The 16,317-nt window shown below is 64.6% G+C and carries 11 protein-coding genes and 1 pseudogene; 7 read left to right on the plus strand and 5 right to left on the minus strand.

Annotation, left to right across the window (positions count from 1 at the left end):
* From B4E36_RS17150 to B4E36_RS17165, 4 genes and pseudogenes are all read left to right on the plus strand, one after another.
* Positions 1-189: pseudogene (locus B4E36_RS17150) on the plus strand (histidine phosphatase family protein); the annotation flags it as partial.
* A 94-nt stretch (positions 190-283) separates the two neighbouring features.
* Positions 284-1,762 carry a YcjX family protein gene (locus B4E36_RS17155; protein ID WP_292058532.1) on the plus strand — a complete coding sequence of 493 codons (1,479 nt, stop codon included), beginning with the start codon at positions 284-286 and terminating at the stop codon, positions 1,760-1,762.
* Positions 1,759-2,820, plus strand: coding sequence for a YcjF family protein (locus B4E36_RS17160; protein WP_292058536.1), 1,062 nt, complete (start codon positions 1,759-1,761; stop codon positions 2,818-2,820). The genes B4E36_RS17155 and B4E36_RS17160 overlap by 4 nt, the downstream gene beginning before the upstream one ends.
* A 99-nt stretch (positions 2,821-2,919) precedes the next feature.
* Complete coding sequence (locus B4E36_RS17165) at positions 2,920-3,465, plus strand: hypothetical protein (protein ID WP_292058537.1); 546 nt, start codon at positions 2,920-2,922, stop codon at positions 3,463-3,465.
* Positions 3,466-3,492: 27 nt separating this feature from the next.
* On the opposite strand, the gene folK is transcribed toward B4E36_RS17165, so the two are convergent.
* The 4 genes from folK to B4E36_RS17185 all read right to left on the minus strand — a co-directional run bounded on the left by folK (position 3,493) and on the right by B4E36_RS17185 (position 5,735).
* Positions 3,493-4,005 (minus strand): 2-amino-4-hydroxy-6-hydroxymethyldihydropteridine diphosphokinase, encoded by a 513-nt coding sequence (gene folK / locus B4E36_RS17170; RefSeq protein WP_292058539.1) that lies wholly within the window; start codon positions 4,003-4,005, stop codon positions 3,493-3,495.
* Positions 3,995-4,363: a dihydroneopterin aldolase gene (gene folB / locus B4E36_RS17175; RefSeq protein ID WP_292058541.1), complete on the minus strand. Its 369-nt coding sequence runs from the start codon at positions 4,361-4,363 to the stop codon at positions 3,995-3,997. The genes folK and folB overlap by 11 nt, the downstream gene beginning before the upstream one ends.
* Entirely contained in the window at positions 4,360-5,232 is an 873-nt protein-coding gene (folP, locus tag B4E36_RS17180) for a dihydropteroate synthase (protein WP_292058543.1), read from the minus strand. Before folP ends, folB begins: the two co-directional genes overlap by 4 nt.
* Positions 5,233-5,414: 182 nt before the next feature.
* Entirely contained in the window at positions 5,415-5,735 is a 321-nt protein-coding gene (locus B4E36_RS17185) for a 2Fe-2S iron-sulfur cluster-binding protein (protein ID WP_345900599.1), read from the minus strand.
* 506 nt (positions 5,736-6,241) lie between these two features.
* Between B4E36_RS17185 and B4E36_RS17190 the strand changes: the two genes are divergently transcribed.
* Positions 6,242-12,565 carry a hypothetical protein gene (locus tag B4E36_RS17190; protein WP_345900600.1) on the plus strand — a complete coding sequence of 2,108 codons (6,324 nt, stop codon included), beginning with the start codon at positions 6,242-6,244 and terminating at the stop codon, positions 12,563-12,565.
* 305 nt (positions 12,566-12,870) lie between these two features.
* Here the strand turns inward: B4E36_RS17190 and B4E36_RS17195 are convergent, their stop codons facing one another.
* Positions 12,871-13,407, minus strand: a complete 537-nt coding sequence (locus B4E36_RS17195; protein WP_292058549.1) for a hypothetical protein — start codon at positions 13,405-13,407, stop codon at positions 12,871-12,873.
* 184 nt (positions 13,408-13,591) lie between these two features.
* On the opposite strand from B4E36_RS17195, the gene thrC reads away from it, so the two are divergent.
* Positions 13,592-14,986 (plus strand): threonine synthase, encoded by a 1,395-nt coding sequence (gene thrC / locus B4E36_RS17200; protein ID WP_292058552.1) that lies wholly within the window; start codon positions 13,592-13,594, stop codon positions 14,984-14,986.
* Between the two features lie 28 nt (positions 14,987-15,014).
* Positions 15,015-16,313, plus strand: a complete 1,299-nt coding sequence (locus tag B4E36_RS17205) for a M16 family metallopeptidase (protein ID WP_230718796.1) — start codon at positions 15,015-15,017, stop codon at positions 16,311-16,313.
* Positions 16,314-16,317: the final 4 nt, after the last annotated feature.

The following is a 16,317-nucleotide window of genomic DNA, read 5'->3' on the forward strand; positions in this document are numbered from 1 at the left end:
GTGCTGATCTGCGGCCACAATCCCGGCATAGAGGAAACGCTGCTGATGCTGGTGGGCCCCGAAGCCTTCAACAGAGCCTGCCCCTATGGCTTTCCCACCGCCGGCATGGCGGTGCTCGATCACGCGGGCGATGGCGCGGGAACCGAGGCGCCGCAATGGAATATCACCGCCTTCCTGGCGCCGAACTGAGCCATTGCGCAAGCACGCTCCCGTTCACGACGGCGCTTTGATCCGCGCGCCGGCCTCCCTATATTGCGGGTAGACCCGTGAAAGGAAGCCGAACTTGATGCCGATCCATACGTCGCTGGGCGACAATGCCAGACTTACGCTCGACAACATCACGGATCGCGCCTCCGACCTCGTTCAGCCCACGCTGCGGCTTGGCGTCACCGGCCTGTCGCGGGCCGGCAAGACGGTGTTCATCGCCTCGCTGGTCCACAACCTGCTGCATAATGGCCGCCTGCCCTTCTTCGAGGCGGTGCGTTCGGGGCGCATCTCTGACATCAGGTTGGAAGAGCAGCCCGACGACCAGGTCCCCCGTTTCGATTACGAAACCCATATCGACCGGCTGGTGGACGAACGTATCTGGCCCGATTCGACACGCGCGGTGTCCGAACTGCGCCTGACGCTGCATTATCAGAGCGCGAGCCGCTGGAACCGGATGTTCTCGCGTGGCAGCATCTCCATCGATATCGTTGATTACCCTGGCGAATGGCTGCTCGACCTGCCGCTGCTCGGCCAGGATTTCCGCAGCTTCAGCCGCGAGACCGAGGCGCGGGCGTCAAGCCCCGCGCGGGCCGCGCTCGCCAAGGGCTGGATGGAGCTTTCCGGCTCTCTCGATTACGACGCGCCGGCCGACGAGAAGACCCTGAAGGCCCTGCATGAGAGCTTCTCGGCCTATCTGACCGCCTGCCGCGCCGACGAGCATTCGCTTTCCACGCTGCCGCCAGGGCGCTTTCTGATGCCGGGCGACCTGGAAGGTTCGCCCGCCCTCACCTTCGCGCCGCTGCCGGGGCTTGGCGATGAGAAGTTCAAGCGCGGCTCGCTTGCCGCCCAGATGGAGCGGCGCTTCGAGGCCTATAAATCCGTCGTCGTAAAACCGTTCTTCCGCAACCACTTCGCCCGTCTCGACCGCCAGGTCGTGCTGGTCGACACGTTGCAGGCGCTGAGCCGCGGCCCGGAGGCGATCGCCGATCTGGAGCGCGCGCTTTCCGAAGTGCTGTCGTGCTTCCGGCCAGGACGCAATTCCTGGCTTTCCTCGCTGGCGCGGCGGCGGATCGACCGAGTGCTGATCGCCGCCACCAAGGCCGACCACCTGCACCACGAAAGCCATGACCGGCTGGAGAAGCTCACCCGTCGGCTCGTCAACGACGCGATCAAGACCATCGGCATTTCCGGCGCGGGTATCGATGTGATGGCGATCGCCTCCGTCCGCGCGACCCGGGAAGCCACGGTCGAATCCGGATCGCAGGTTCTGCCCGTGATCGTCGGCACCCCGATAAAGGGTGAGAAGATCGGCACGGAAACCTTTGATGGAATTAGAAAAACAGCAATCTTTCCCGGCGACCTCCCTGCCAATCCGGAGGCGTTTTTCCGCATGCTGAAGCGCGGCGGCGACGTGCCGGAAGGCCTTGCCGATATCAATGCCGTGCGGTTCCGCCCGCCCGAGATCGACATCGAGAGCGGCGAAGGCGGGGTGTCGATCCCGCATATCCGGCTCGACCGGGCATTGCAGTTTCTGATCGGAGACAGACTGGCATGAACCCCGACCACACGCGCCGCCCGGCGGTATTCGATATCGAGGAGAAAGCCGTGCGCAAGGAAGACGAGCCGCGCCGTCCGCCCCGCCATTTCGATCCGCCGCCGGTGACGCCCGATGAGGACGACCCGTTTCTGCGCGATGCGGAGACGATCGCTGCCGACGAGATGGAACCGCCGGTCGCGACCATGAAGAAGCGCGGCTTTTCCTTCTCCAAGCTTGCCGGCATCGCCTTCGGCATCCTGCTGTCGCTGGCGATCGGGCTGTGGATCGACGATCTGGTGCGCTCGCTGTTCGCCCGTGCGCCCTGGCTCGGCTGGCTGGCTCTGGGCGCGTTGGTGGTCGGCGTCGCGGCGGCGCTGGTGGTCGCGGCCCGCGAGATCATCGCGATCATGCGGCTCGGCGCAATCCAGCACATCAAGCTGAAGATGGCCGATGCCCATGCAAGCAGCGATGCCGCAAGCGCCCGCACCGCCGCCCGCGAGCTTTCGACGCTGCTTGCCGGCAAGGCCGAGACCGCGCGCGGCCGCCAGCGGCTGTCCGAACTTGACGAGGAGGTGGTCGACGCGCCGCAGCTTGTGGAATTCTGCGAACGCGAGATGATGGCGCCTCTCGACCTGAAGGCCCGCGCGCTGATCCTCAACGCCTCCAAGCGCGTCTCGGTGGTCACCGCCATCAGCCCGCGCGCCGCCGTCGATCTTCTCTATGTCTTCTACGAATCGATCCGCCTGATCCGCAACATGGCGGAGCTTTACGGCGGCCGCCCCGGCTCCGTCGGCATGTTCCGGCTGATCCGCGACGTGCTCTCGCATCTCGCCGTCACCGGATCGATCGCGGTCGGCGACAGCCTGATCCAGCAGGTGCTCGGCCATGGCCTCGCCTCCAAGCTTTCCGCCCGTTTCGGCGAGGGCATGATCAACGGCCTGATGACCGCCCGCATCGGCATCGCCGCCATGGATCTCTGCCGACCAATGCCGTTCCACGCGCTGAAACGCCCCGGCATGGGCGATTTCATCGGCGATCTCGCACCCGGCGAAAAGCGCGACCTGTCCAACCCATAACCGCGGTCGCACAAGCATAGATTGTGCGCAAACCAAAGCTTAACCATTCGCCGTCATGATTGGCTACAGAACTGATGTCTTGCGTAACCGGAACAATCGATGGCCCCCACTTTCCGCATCCTTCGCTCCGCCCTGCTGATCGCGGCCCTCGCGGCGGCGCTTCCGGCAAGCGCCATTGCCGAAAGCGATGATGACGCGTTCTTCCGCCAGGTCGCCGGCAAATGGACCGGCCCCGGCAAGATCGTCGAGGGCAAGCTGAAGGGCACGCATTTCAAATGCGAGCTGGACGGCCTGCCGGTGACGGGCGACGAGGGCGGCTTCAAGCTGGACGGCAAATGCCGCGCCGGCCTGTTCTCCCACCCGATCACCGCCGTGTTCATTCGCGACGGCGACAGCTATCGCGGCCAGTTTCTCGATGGCGAGGAAGGCGAAGGACTTGCCGTGACCGGCGGCAGCATCGAGGACCAGAAAGCCGTGATTTCGCTGCGGCGCAAGGAGGTCGAGGGCGCGCTGGTGACCAGCATGCAGAGCGAGAACGATCTCAACATCACGCTTCTGATAAAAGGCGGCACGCGCTATGTTCCGGTCATCGGCCTATCGCTGAAGCGCGAGGGCGATCCCTTCACCGTCGGCGCGATCAAGTAGCGGCGGCTCCGGGACACCGAACCGCGCTCACGCCGTCCACCACGCCCCGTCATCGCTGATCGCGACAATGCCGGCCATATCGGCGTCGGAAGCCCATTCGGTGATCGAGCGACCATTGACGGCAAGGTCGGGCGCGATTTCGGCGAGTGGCATCAGCACGAAGCCGCGTTCCAGCATACGCGGATGCGGGATGGTCACGGTCTCGGTATTCAAAGTCTCCGTGCCATAGGTCAGGATATCGATATCGATCAGCCGCGGACCCCAGCGGACATCGCGCACCCGTTTCAATTGCTTCTCGATATCGAGGCAGCGCTGCATCAGCACCTGCGGCGAAAGCGACGTTTCGATAAGGGCACAGCAATTGATGAAGGGCGGCTGCTCGACAAGGCCCCAGGGCGGCGTGCGGTAGAGCTTCGAGACGGCGGCGACTGCTGTGCCCTCCCCGTCATCAAGCATCCGCAAGGCGCGGGCCATGGCGGCAGCCGGATCGCCGAGATTGGCGCCGAGCCCGAGGGCCGCGCGAACGGGTTCAGCGGACATCGCGCACCAGCCTCGCCTCGACATGATCGAGAATGCCCGGGACCGGCACCGAAGGTTTGCGCACCGCGACTTCGACGCGCGTGATGGCCTGATGGTAGGCCGTGACAGCCTCGGCGATTGCGGCCGCAAGCGCCTCGATCAACTGGAAACGCCGTTCCGTCACGACCGCGCCCACCACCGGATAGAGCCCGCCGTAATCGACGGCGTTGGTGAAATCGTCGGCAAGCGCTGCCGCGTCATCGACATCAACGATGACGTCGACGAAGAAACGCTGGCCCATCCGCTCCTCCTCCGGCAGCACGCCGTGATAGGCATAGAAAGCGCAGTTCTTCATGGTGATCGTGTAGCGTCCGCTCATGACTGGTCTCCATATCGTCGGGAAATGATTGCATCGGCGGCGGCAAGCGCCGCCCGGTTGGCCGCGACATTGTGGACGCGAAATATCGCGCCGCCGGCAAGCCGCAAAAGCGCGGTAGTGGCGGCCGTCGCGAAATCGCGGGAAAGATTGTCGTCAGCGCCGGCAAGGGCGGCGATAAACCGCTTGCGCGAAGTGCCGATCAGAAGCGGGAGGCCAAGCCCGTGCAGCCGCTCCAGATGCGTCATGATTTCAAGGTTGTCGTCGCTATCCTTGCCGAAGCCGAAACCCGGATCGATGATCAGCCGACCTTCGGCGATCCCCGCGGCCAGCGCCGCCTGAAGCGCCTGTTGAAGAAAGGCGAACTGATCCGCCATCGGCTCGGAGACCGTGTCCTGCCTGCGGCTGGTGTGCATCAGGCAGTAGCCGGCGCCGCTTCGGGCTGTGACCGACAAAATCTCCGGCTCCGCCGTGCCGCCGGAAATGTCGTTGACGATATGGGCGCCCGCGGCCACCGCAAGCCGCGCGGTTTCGGCGTGATAGGTGTCGATGGAAATCAGCGCATCGGTTCTCGCCGCGAGCGCTTCGATCACCGGCAGAACGCGGTCCTGCTCCTCGGCCGGCGCAACATCGTCTGCGCCCGGCCGGGTCGACTGACCGCCAATATCGAGGATCGCCGCCCCCGCCGCCACGGCTTCAAGGCTAAAACCGACCGCGGCCTCGGTATTCTCGAATTGACCGCCATCGGAAAACGAATCCGGGGTCACATTGACGATCGCCATCAGCACGCCACGCGGCCCGAGCGTGAGGGATCGCCCATGGGCGCATTCAAGCTTTCGCGGCTGAAACATGCTGGCGGACGCTTCGATCATGATGTTCCTCCAGGGCAATTGGCAGTCAGGCGGAACCAGGCAAGGTCCGCGAACATGCGGCAAGACAGAAAGATGGCGCGCGCGGCGTCACGGCGAAGGACGGGCGGCCGTCACGACCCGCATACATCCGGGCTTTCCGCGCGTCCACCCGGAAAGCCGGCATTGCCCCTGATGCGCGCGCCTCAGCCCTGGCTGTCGGGAACCCGCACCGTCAGGCCGTCGAGTTCGGCGGACATGGTGATCTGACAGGAAAGCCGCGAATTGGCGCGTACGTCGACCGCGAAGTCGAGCATGTCTTCTTCCATCGGCTCGGGCTCGCCGACCTTGTCGGTCCAGGCCTCGTCGACATAGACATGACAGGTGGCGCAGGCGCAGGCCCCGCCGCATTCCGCCTCGATGCCGGGCACGCCGTTGCGGACCGCGTTTTCCATCACGGTCGATCCGTCCTGCACTTCGAGGTCATATACCGTATCGTCATTGCCGATGAATTTCAGTTTGAGCATTTGCCGGGCCTTGGTCTTTTCGGGAGGTCGTTCAGCGCTAATTGCGGCATATGAACGGGGCAGTCAATATCGCCCTTGCCCATATGGGATGGCGCAGGGCTGGCTTGAAGTCCCACGTTTTGGTTTTGCGAAAGCCTCAGAAAAGGCGCATTATGGTTAATATTTGTTAAATATCGGAATTTGATCGGTTTTTGCCGCCGCGAAACCGGCTCTTGCGCGACCGATCGCGGGGAGCTTCGGGAGGGAGACTTTCACGATGTTGTGTGCCTTTGGCGAATGTGCGAATAAAAGCTGGGATAATCCTTTGAAATAGAAGACATTTGCCCGACTTTACAGACCTTTCCCATTTGGAAAAGGTCCCGTCCGAAAAGGCATCTGAACGCTGTTTCAGGAAATGTGTACCGCGCCAGACGGGCCGCAAAGGCAACGTGGTTCGGGATTGAAATTGAGTAATCGGGCCGGTCTTCGCCTTGATGCGAGACCGTCCGTGTGTTGCGAGGCGTATTATGGCGAACCAAACTGGCGGCTCTTCGCTCGACGATCAGGCACTCCACGCACTGGAGGACGCGCTTGCATCCGATGTGGCGGGCGACGACACTTCCGGTGAAGCCGAAGCGGCGCAAAAGAAAGCCCCGCGGCTCAGGGCGCCGTCGCAGCGCAAGCAATCTGCTGCGGCAAGCAGTTCAGGCGCCAGTTCAGGCGCGCGCGCCACCGCCGCCCGGCCGAAATCGCCCGAATTCCGCCCCGCGAACGACCCCGGCATCGTCTCGACCCAGCGCGTGCTGCGCGCCTTCGAGCGCTCCTCGACCGTCAAGGCGCTGCGCAACTCCACCATCATGGCCGCCGGCTGGCTGGCGCTCGGCATTGGCGGCACCATGGTCGCCTTCGGTTCGGAAATCTTCCGCGCCCGCTCCTTCGCCGACATTCTTTCGATCGACGGCATCGGCCTTGCTGCGGCGCTCACCGTCGCGCCGATCTTCGTGTTCTACGCCTTCAACCTGATGCTCGCCCGCGCCCGCGACATGCAGGAGGCCGCCCGCTCGATGGCCGAGGTCGCGCTCAGGCTTTCCGACCCGGATGAGAACGCCGCCCAGCAGGTGCGCAATGTCAGCCAGGCGGTGCGACGCGAAGTCTACGCCATGAATGAAGGCATCGAGCGCACCATCGCGCGCGCCTCGGAACTGGAAAACCTCGTCCATTCCGAAGTCAACGCGCTTGAGCGCAGCTATGCCGAAAACGAAATGCGGATCCGCAATCTGGTGCAGGAGCTGACGGCGGAGCGGGAGGCCGTGGTCAATCATGCCGCCCGCATCCGCACGTCGCTTCTGGGCACCAACGACCAGATGAAGTCCGACATCGCCCAGGTGATGGAGGAACTCACCCAGACGGTCGGAACCGCCGGCGACGGCGTTGCCAAGATGCTCGAAACCCGCGCGGCGAGGCTCACGGAAAGCACGAGCCGCGCGGCCCAGTCGCTTGGCGACCTGCTGGAGGAACGCTCGACCACGCTGCGCGAATCCTTCGATCGCAGCTACGGCCAGTTGAGCGAACTCTTCGACGACCGCTTCAATGACCTTTCCAACCGATTCGACGAGCGCGGCCGCAAGCTTATCGGCGACTTCCACACCAGCGCGACCGCGCTGAACGAGGATACCGAGCGCCTGACGGCAACCCTCAGCGAACGCGGCGCCAAGCTCGACGAAATCCTGTCGGAGCGGACCGCCAAGCTGCGCGACGTTGCCGAGAGCAGCGAAACCGCGATGAACGCGGCGCTCGAACGCGTCGTCGGCGGCCTGACGGACACCATCACCGAGACCGAGGCCCGCTTTACCCAGAAGCTCAACGAAGCCAACGAGCAAGCCGCAAACCGGTTCGACGAACGCAGCCAGTATGTCGACCAGCGGCTGGAAGCCACGCTGACCCGGCTTGGCAGCAATATCGACAGCCGCCTGGAAAATTTCACTGGCGCGCTCGAAGCCAGCGGCAACGCTCTGGAGGATCGTCTCAATGGCGGCGTGGAACGCGTTTCGCGTTCGCTGGCCGAGGGCGAATCCACCATCGGCAGCATGCTGGAGAGCGCATCCGAGCGCCTTCAGGAGCGCATGAGTGACGAAACGCAGGCGCTTGCCGCCAGCCTGTCGGCCAATGTCGAGGCGCTCGACCAGACGCTCGAAAGCCGCAGCCGCGAGCTTGGCAGCAAGATCAGCGCCGAGCACGAGCGTCTTGGCCAGACCTTCGATGAAGCCGGCAACCGCCTGGAAGGCAATATCGCCCGCCTCAACCAGCAGCTTGCTGGCGGAGAAGCCAGCATCGCCGCCTCGCTCAGCGATGCCGCCGAACGGCTCGGCGACCGCATGAACGAGCAGGCGATCATGCTGACCACCACGCTCTCGATGAGCGAGGAAAGCCTTGCCCAGACGCTCGATTCCCATTCAGCCCGGGTCGAGGAAAGCATGCGCGCAGGCAGCGAACGCCTGAGCGGCACGCTTTCGGGCGTTTCCGAACGTCTCGACGCCCAGCTCGAACGCTTCAACACCCAGGTCGGCGACAGCGAGAGCGGCATCGCCGCGACGCTGGAAAACGCATCGAGCCGGCTCAAGGAGCAGCTGGACGAACATCAGATGGACCTTGCCACCACGCTTTCGGCAAGCGAGGCAACCTTCGGCCTCACGCTCGAAAACCAGGCCGAAAGGCTCGGCGACACGATCCGTCTCAGCCAGGAACAGCTCGACGGCACGCTCAACACCGCCGCTGACAAGCTGGAAGAACGCCTCACCCGTTTCAACGCCCAGATCAGCGACAGCGAGAGCGGCATTGCCGCATCGCTCAACGCTGCCTCCGAGCGCCTGAGCGACACGCTGACCGACCGAACGATCATGCTGACCACCGCGCTTTCGGCGAGCGAGGAGTCCTTCGCCCAGACGCTGGACACCCATTCCACGCGGCTCGAGGAGACGCTTGGCGCGGGTCAGGGCCGGCTCGGCGAGGCGCTGGAACAGGCGACCGGCGAGATCGGCAGCCAGTTCGAACGCTTCAGCGACCGGATCAGCGCGGGCGAGACCGGCATTTCCGCCGCCATCGCAGACGCTTCGGAACGGATCGACCAGCAGTTCGACCGCCTCACCCAAGGTCTGGACGATGGCGAGAACAGCATCGCGAAAACGCTCACCGAGGCCGCCAGCCGGCTCGACGAGCGCTTCAACGAGCATGCCATCATGCTGGCGACCACGCTTTCGACCGGCGAGGAAACCTTCGGACAGACGATCGAATCGAATACCGCGCGTCTCGCGGCGGCGCTTGAGTCCGGCCAGAGCCAGCTCGCCGGCGCTTATGAGGGCGTGGCAAGCCGGCTGCAGGCGGCCATCACCAACGAGGCCAACGCGCTCGACGGCCGCATCAGCGCAATCGACAGCCGAATTTCGGAAACCTTCGCAGCCCGCGAAGCCGGAATCCGCGATGCCTATCGCGAGGGCCAGACCCAGCTCGAAGACGCCCTGCGCAGCAATGCGGGCGAGATCCAGCGCGCCTTCGACCAGGCAAGCGCGCAGGTCAACGAAACCCTCACCGACCAGACCACCAATATCTCGGCATCGATCGCCGCCTCCACCAGCCTCCTGGAAATGACGCTGGAAGGCCGACGCGAAGCCCTGCAGGACACCATCGACAAGGCCGGCGCCGCGCTCGAAGGTCGCCTGCGCGGCTCCGCCGGCGCGATCGCCGAAAAGGTCTCGACCGCCGCCGGGCTCATCACCCGCTCGGCCGAAACCATGACCGACCGGGTGGAGACATCCTTCGGCGCGCTCAATGAAACGCTCGCCCGCCATGGCGACGCCGTGGAGAAAGGCGCGTTCCGGATCGAGGGGCTCGCCGAAGAGACCGGCCGTCGTCTCGATGCCGCGCTCACCAACCACGTCAGCGCGATCGAACGCTCCTCCGACGAGGCCCGCACCCGGTTCGAAAACACCTTCGCCGAACAGCGCTCGGCCTTCGAGCGCACCGCCAATGACGCCAGCAGCCAGATCAACGCCTCCGCCGACGCGCTTCATGAGCGCATCTCCGGCGCGCTGGAAGCCAATGGCAAGCGCCTGGAACAGGCCGGCGAAACCGTTTCGGAACGGCTCCACGAAACATTGTTGACCCACGAGAACACCTTCTCACTGATCGGCGCGCAGTTCGACGAGCGGCTGCACAGCATGCTGGACGAAAAGGCGCGCGGCATCGAGACCGCCTCCTCCTCCGCCGCCGACCGCCTCGGCGAAGCACTTGACGCCCGCCACAGCCGGATCAGCGAGACGCTGCTGACGCACGAAAACACCTTCTCGCTGATCGGCGCGCAGTTCGACGAGCGGCTGAACAGCATGCTGGACGAAAAGGCGCGCGGCATCGAGACCGCCTCCTCCTCCGCCGCCGACCGCCTCGGCGAAGCGCTTGACGCCCGCCACAGCCGGATCAGCGAGACGCTGGAACAGGGGCATGGCCAGATATCCGAGAGCCTTGACCACGCCCATGGCCGGCTCGCAGATACGCTCGGACAGGGCCATGGACGGATATCCGAGACCCTTGAACAGGCTGAGGGCCGGCTGTCCGATTCCCTCGAACAGAGTCACGAACGGATATCCGAAACCCTCGGGCAGGGTCACGGCCAGATCGAGGAGCGCTTCGGCAGGCTGGAACAGGCGCTCGATCACGGTATCGGCAATCTCAACAGCACGATGGATCGCCGCGCCGGTGAACTGGCAGGCCGGCTGCGCGACACGGTCGCCGAAGCCGCCGGCGACATGACCCGCAATGCCGAGGAGGCACGTCAGAAGCTCGAAGCCAGCGGCAGCGCCTTCACCGAGCAGGTGACGAGCTCCGTCGCTTCGGCCCGCGAGGGCATGGAACTTTCTGCCAACGCCATCTTCGAACGCGCAAGACAGCTGCAGCAGGCGCTTGCGGAGCAGAGCAACGCGGCCAGCGAAAACGCATCGGAAAACAGCGCCCGCATCAGCGAGATCCTGTCGGCCACCAGCGCGCGGATCGACAACCAGATCGAGACGATCCGGACCACGATGAGCGATGCCGAAAACCTGCTTGCCCAGCGCAGCGAGCGGATGAATGCCGGCATCACCGAAGCCGCCGGCGTGATCTCGCAGTCGATGGGAGAAACCGAGCGGACCATGACCGAGCGCGCCGCCGAACTGCGCGACAATCTCGGTTCGCAGATTGCCTCGCTGCAGGAAATCCTCGGCGCCGCCGACCGGGCGCTCGCCGCCCGCGGCGAGGCCGTCGGCACCGCGCTCGACGAGCGCTCGCGCGACCTTAACTCGATGCTGGCCGGCCGCACAGCCGAGCTCAACGCCCTGATCGACGAAAAGGCGCAGCCCCTCATCGCCCGCTATGCCGAAACCGGCCGGATCGCGGCGGAGGAGATCCGCCAGGCCGCCGACGAGACCAGCCGTCAGCTTCGCGATGACAGCAATGCGCTGGCCGGCAATGTCGAGGCGCTGGTGCGCCATCTCGGCCAGAGCCATCAGCTGCTCGCCGGCGTCGTCAACGAGGCGGCGCAGAGCCTGTCCTCTGTCGACGAAAGCCTCAGCGCCACCGCCAACCGCATCAACGCAACGGCGGAACGCTCGGCAGCCTCGATGTCCGAGGCCGGCGCGATGCTCGGCAACAAGGTCGATGCGCTCGACGGCAGCGCGTCCAACTCGCTTGCAGCGGTGCGCGAACTGGTCGAGAAGATCGAAAGCCATGCCGGCATTCTGGACCGCGCTTCCAACCTGATCGGCTCCGCCCAGTCCAACCTCGCCAATACGCTGAGCGAACGCCAGGAGGCGCTTGGCCTGCTGTCCAACGGACTTGCCGAGCGTTCGCAGGAAATCGAGCGCGGCCTGAAGGCGGTCGCCGCCATGATCGCCTCGACCATGGACCAGACCGGGCGCGAGGCCGAGACGATGTCGCAGCGCGTTGGCGAGACCATGCGCGGCTCGGTCGAGGACGCGGCCAAGCGCTTCTCCGGCGCGACGCGCGAGATCGAACAGGCAGCCGCCGCCATCCGCGCCGAGCTGGAGGATACCCGCGCCGCCGTCAAGCGCGGCATTCACGACATGCCCGAGGAGGCCCGCGAAAGCGCGCAGGCCATGCGCAAGGCGGTTGAGGATCAGATCCGCGCGCTGCAGGATATCTCCACGCTGGTCTCCACCTCGCGCAGCCAGCTTTCGCAGCCGGCCGCGCGCCAGCAGGCATCCGCGCCGGCCGCCGCGCCGCGCGGCAGCGACAGCCTGCCGCCGTTTTCGGCATCGTCCGCCGGCGGCACTTCAAGCGAACGCAGCCTTGGCAGCTTGGAAACCAAGGCCACGGCCGCACCGGCGCAGCCCGCTCGCCAGGCGGTGACCCGCTCGGCGGGTTCCAGCGCCCCCGGCGGCGAAGGCTGGATCAGCGATCTGCTGCGCGCCGCCGCCCGCGAGGAGGCCGGCCAGAGCCGCAAGCCAGCAGAACGCCGGCCGGCCGCCGAAACGCTGAATGCGCTCTCGGTCGATATCGCCAGCGCGATCGACCACGACACCGCCGCCGATCTCTGGCACCGGTACCAGCAGGGCGAACGCGATATCTTCTCCCGCCGTCTCTACACGCTGAAGGGCCAGCGCACCTTTGACGAGATCAAGACGCGTTATGAAGGCGACCGCGAATTCCGCACCTCCGTCGATCGCTATATCGCCGATTTCGAAAAGCTTCTGTCGGACGTGATGCACAACAACCGCGACCGCGGCGTGGTCCAGTCCTACCTGACCTCGGACACCGGCAAGGTCTACACCATGCTCGCCCATGCGGCTGGAAGGCTGCGATAGGTCGAAAGACACGACACGAAAAAGGCGGCCCCGGAGCCGCCTTTTTGCTGTTGATGAAGCCGCGGTTTCAGAGCTTGTGAACCTCGCTGCCCCCCCCACAGGGGTCATGCTCGGGCCTGACCCGAGCATCCATACTGCGCAAGCCGTTGACCAGAATGGTATTTTGATACTGTGCGATCCCGCCTGGATCCTCGGGACAAGCCCGAGGATGACACAGGAGAGGCAAGCGGATTTATCAAAAAAGCAGAAGGCGGCCCCCGTGAGCCGCCTTTTTTATTGTACCGCTGAAGAAGGATGCAAACCGCTCAGCGGGCGATCCCGACCCTGACGGCGGTGTTCGGGCCGGCCGTCAAGGGTACCGGCAGGTTGTCGGCGCGGAACAGGAACTGAGTCGACATGCCTTCGGCGGGCAGCGTGACTTCCTGCTGGATCACCTGATCGTAGAGCGCGACATCGCCATCGACCACTTCGACGCGAACCGGGACCTGATAGGTGCCGGACTTTGCCTTCGGGCCGCCGACGAGGCGTCCGGCGATCGAGATCGTCTCAAGCAGCTGGTCGCCGCTGGGCGCCGCCGCGCAGGTACGGCTGAATTCGCCGAGCGAGACCTGGTAGGCGAGATTTTCCGGCGCTTCGGAATTGGCCGGCGAGTAGACGCGTTTGAAAGCGACCTCGTCATCGAGTATCACCTTCGGGCAGAGCTTCGTCAAAGCGGTCAGGTTGATGCCCGGGGTAACCGGTCTGGCGGGCGCGGGCTCCGGCTCGGGCTGGGCCGTCGAGCAGGCCGCCAGTCCCGAAATTGCAAGAACAGCTGCCACGCGGCGGGTAGTGCGAAATGACACGGCGAAACTTCCTTTCCTCTCTCAAGGGCTTTTCAAGCCCTCCGGCTTTGCTTTATATCAGCGCCAACACAGATTGTCTGGCCGACCGCCCCTCGTCTCCATCAGAACGGTCTTAACAGGTAAGGCCAAAGCCTGCCACAAGCTAGACAATTTCCATATTCTGGCAAGCACAAAGGGGCTTTGCGTGGACTATATTTCTACTCGCGGCGAGGCGCCCGTCCTCGGTTTTTCAGATGCGGTTCTGGCAGGCCTCGCACGTGACGGCGGCCTTTATCTGCCGCGCGAATGGCCGTTCCTGCCAGCCGACAATATTCGTGCGCTGCGCGGCAAGACCTATCAGGAGATCGCTTTCACGATCATCAAGCCGTTCATCGATGGCGAAATCGCCGATGACGAGCTGAAGGCGATGATCGATGACGCCTATGCCACCTTCCGCCACGAGGCGGTGGTGCCGGTGGTGCAGAGCGGCGCGAACCGGTTCACGCTGGAGCTTTTCCACGGCTCCACCCTCGCCTTCAAGGACGTCGCCATGCAATTGCTCGCGCGGCTGATGGATCATGTGCTGGCAAAACGCGGCCAGCGCGCGACCATCATCGGCGCGACCTCGGGCGATACCGGCGGGGCCGCGATCGACGCGTTTTCGGCAAGCACCCGCACCGACATCTTCATTCTGTTTCCCCATGGAAAGGTCTCGCCGGTCCAGCAGCGGCAGATGACCACGCTCGGCGCGGACAATGTCCATGCGATCGCCGTCGAGGGCCATTTCGACGACTGCCAGAACCTCGTCAAGGCGATGTTCGCCGATGGCGGCTTCCGCGACGAGGTGAAGCTTTCCGGCGTCAACTCGATCAACTGGGCGCGGATCATGGCGCAGGTGGTCTATTATTTCACCGCCGGCATCGCGCTCGGCGCGCCCGACCGCGAAATCGACTTCACCGTGCCGACCGGCAATTTCGGCGATATCTTCGCCGGCTACGTCGCGATGAAGATGGGGCTTCCCGTCGGCCGGCTGGTGATCGCCACCAACGAGAACGACATTCTCGCCCGCGCGCTGGAGACCGGCCGCTACGAAATGCGCGGCGTCGAGGCCACCACCTCGCCGTCGATGGATATTCAGATTTCCTCCAATTTCGAGCGTCTGCTGTTCGAGGCGAGCGGCCGCGACAGCGCCTATGTGCGCCGCGCCATGGCCGGGCTGAAGCAATCCGGCGCGTTCGATATCGAGGAGAAGACGCTCGCCGAAATCCGCGACCTGTTTGCCGCCGGACGCACCGATCAGGCGGGCACTGCCGCCGAGATCGCCCGCTCGCTGAAAGACACCGGCGTGCTGATCGACCCCCACACCGCCGTCGCCGTGGCCGTGGCAAGACAGCACGAACGCACGGAAAACCCGATGGTGGTGCTGTCGACCGCGCATCCCGCCAAATTCCCGGACGCAGTAAAATCCGCGAGCGGTATTGACCCGGCGCTTCCCGCATGGCTTGCTGGTCTGATGGACAAGGAGGAGCGTTTCAGTGTCCTTTCTCCCGACCTGGATGCCATCGAGGCCTTTATTCGTTCAGGCATCCAAAAAGGTTGAGCACTGACCAAAACGAAAGCAGGACCGCATGACCGTAGAGTACACCCGGCTTTCCTCCGGGTTGACCGTCGTTACCCAGAACATGCCGCATATCGAAAGCGTTGCGATCGGAACCTGGATCAAATCGGGCTCGCGCAATGAACTGCAAAACGAGCATGGCATCGCCCACCTTCTGGAACACATGGCCTTCAAGGGCACCAAACGCCGCACCGCCCGCCAGATCGCGGAGGAGATCGAGAATGTCGGCGGCGAGGTCAATGCCGCGACGTCCACCGAAACGACGTCCTATTACGCCCGGGTCCTGAAGGATCACGTACCGCTGGCCGTCGATATCCTGGCCGATATCCTCACCGGCTCCGCCTTCGACGAGGAGGAGCTGGCGCGCGAGAAGAACGTGATCATGCAGGAGATCGGCGCCGCCAACGACATTCCCGATGACGTGGTGTTCGACAATTTCGCGGGCGCGGCCTTTCGCGACCAGACCATCGGCCGGCCGATCCTCGGCACGCCGGAGACCGTGATGGCGTTCACGCCGGACGATATCCGCCGCTATCTCGCCCGCAACTACACCACCGACCGCATCTTCATCGTCGCCACCGGCGCGGTCGACCATCAGACCTTCGCCCGCATGGTGGAGGAGCGCTTTGCGTCCCTTCCGCGCAAACCGGAAACCCCGCCGCAGATGGAAGCCGCGATCTATACCGGCGGCGAGGTGCGCGAGAGCCGCACGCTTTCCGATGCGCAGATCATTCTCGGCTTCGAAGGCCCGGCCTATCACGCGCAGGATTTCTACTGTTCGCAGATTCTCGCCAACATTCTCGGCGGCGGCATGTCGTCGCGCCTGTTCCAGGAAGTGCGCGAGATCAGAGGGCTGTGCTACTCGGTCTATGCTTTCCACTGGGGATTTTCGGATTCCGGGGTATTCGCGGTGCACGCGGCAACCGGCGGCGAGCAACTGCCTGAACTGATGCCCGTGATCGTGAACGAGTTGCAGCGCGCTGCCGATCATTTCGACGAAAGCGAGATCGAGCGCGCGCGCCAGCAGATCCGGGCCCAGCTTCTGATGGGCCAGGAAAGTGCTGCCGCCCGCGCCGGACAGATCGCCCGCCAGGTGATGCTCTGGGGCCGACCGATCCCCAACGAGGAAATGATGCTGCGCATCGAAAACATCACGCCGCGCCGCCTGACCGACCTCGCCGGCCGCTCCTTCTACGATGCGCCGCCGACGCTTTCGGCGATCGGCCCGCTGGACCAGCTTACCGGGATTGAGGACATCGCCGGCAGCCTCAGCTTCAACCACAAGCAGGCGGTGAATGCAGCCGGGTAGGCCA

The organism is Martelella sp. UBA3392 (genome assembly GCF_002358775.1).
Lineage (GTDB): Bacteria > Pseudomonadota > Alphaproteobacteria > Rhizobiales > Rhizobiaceae > Martelella > Martelella mediterranea.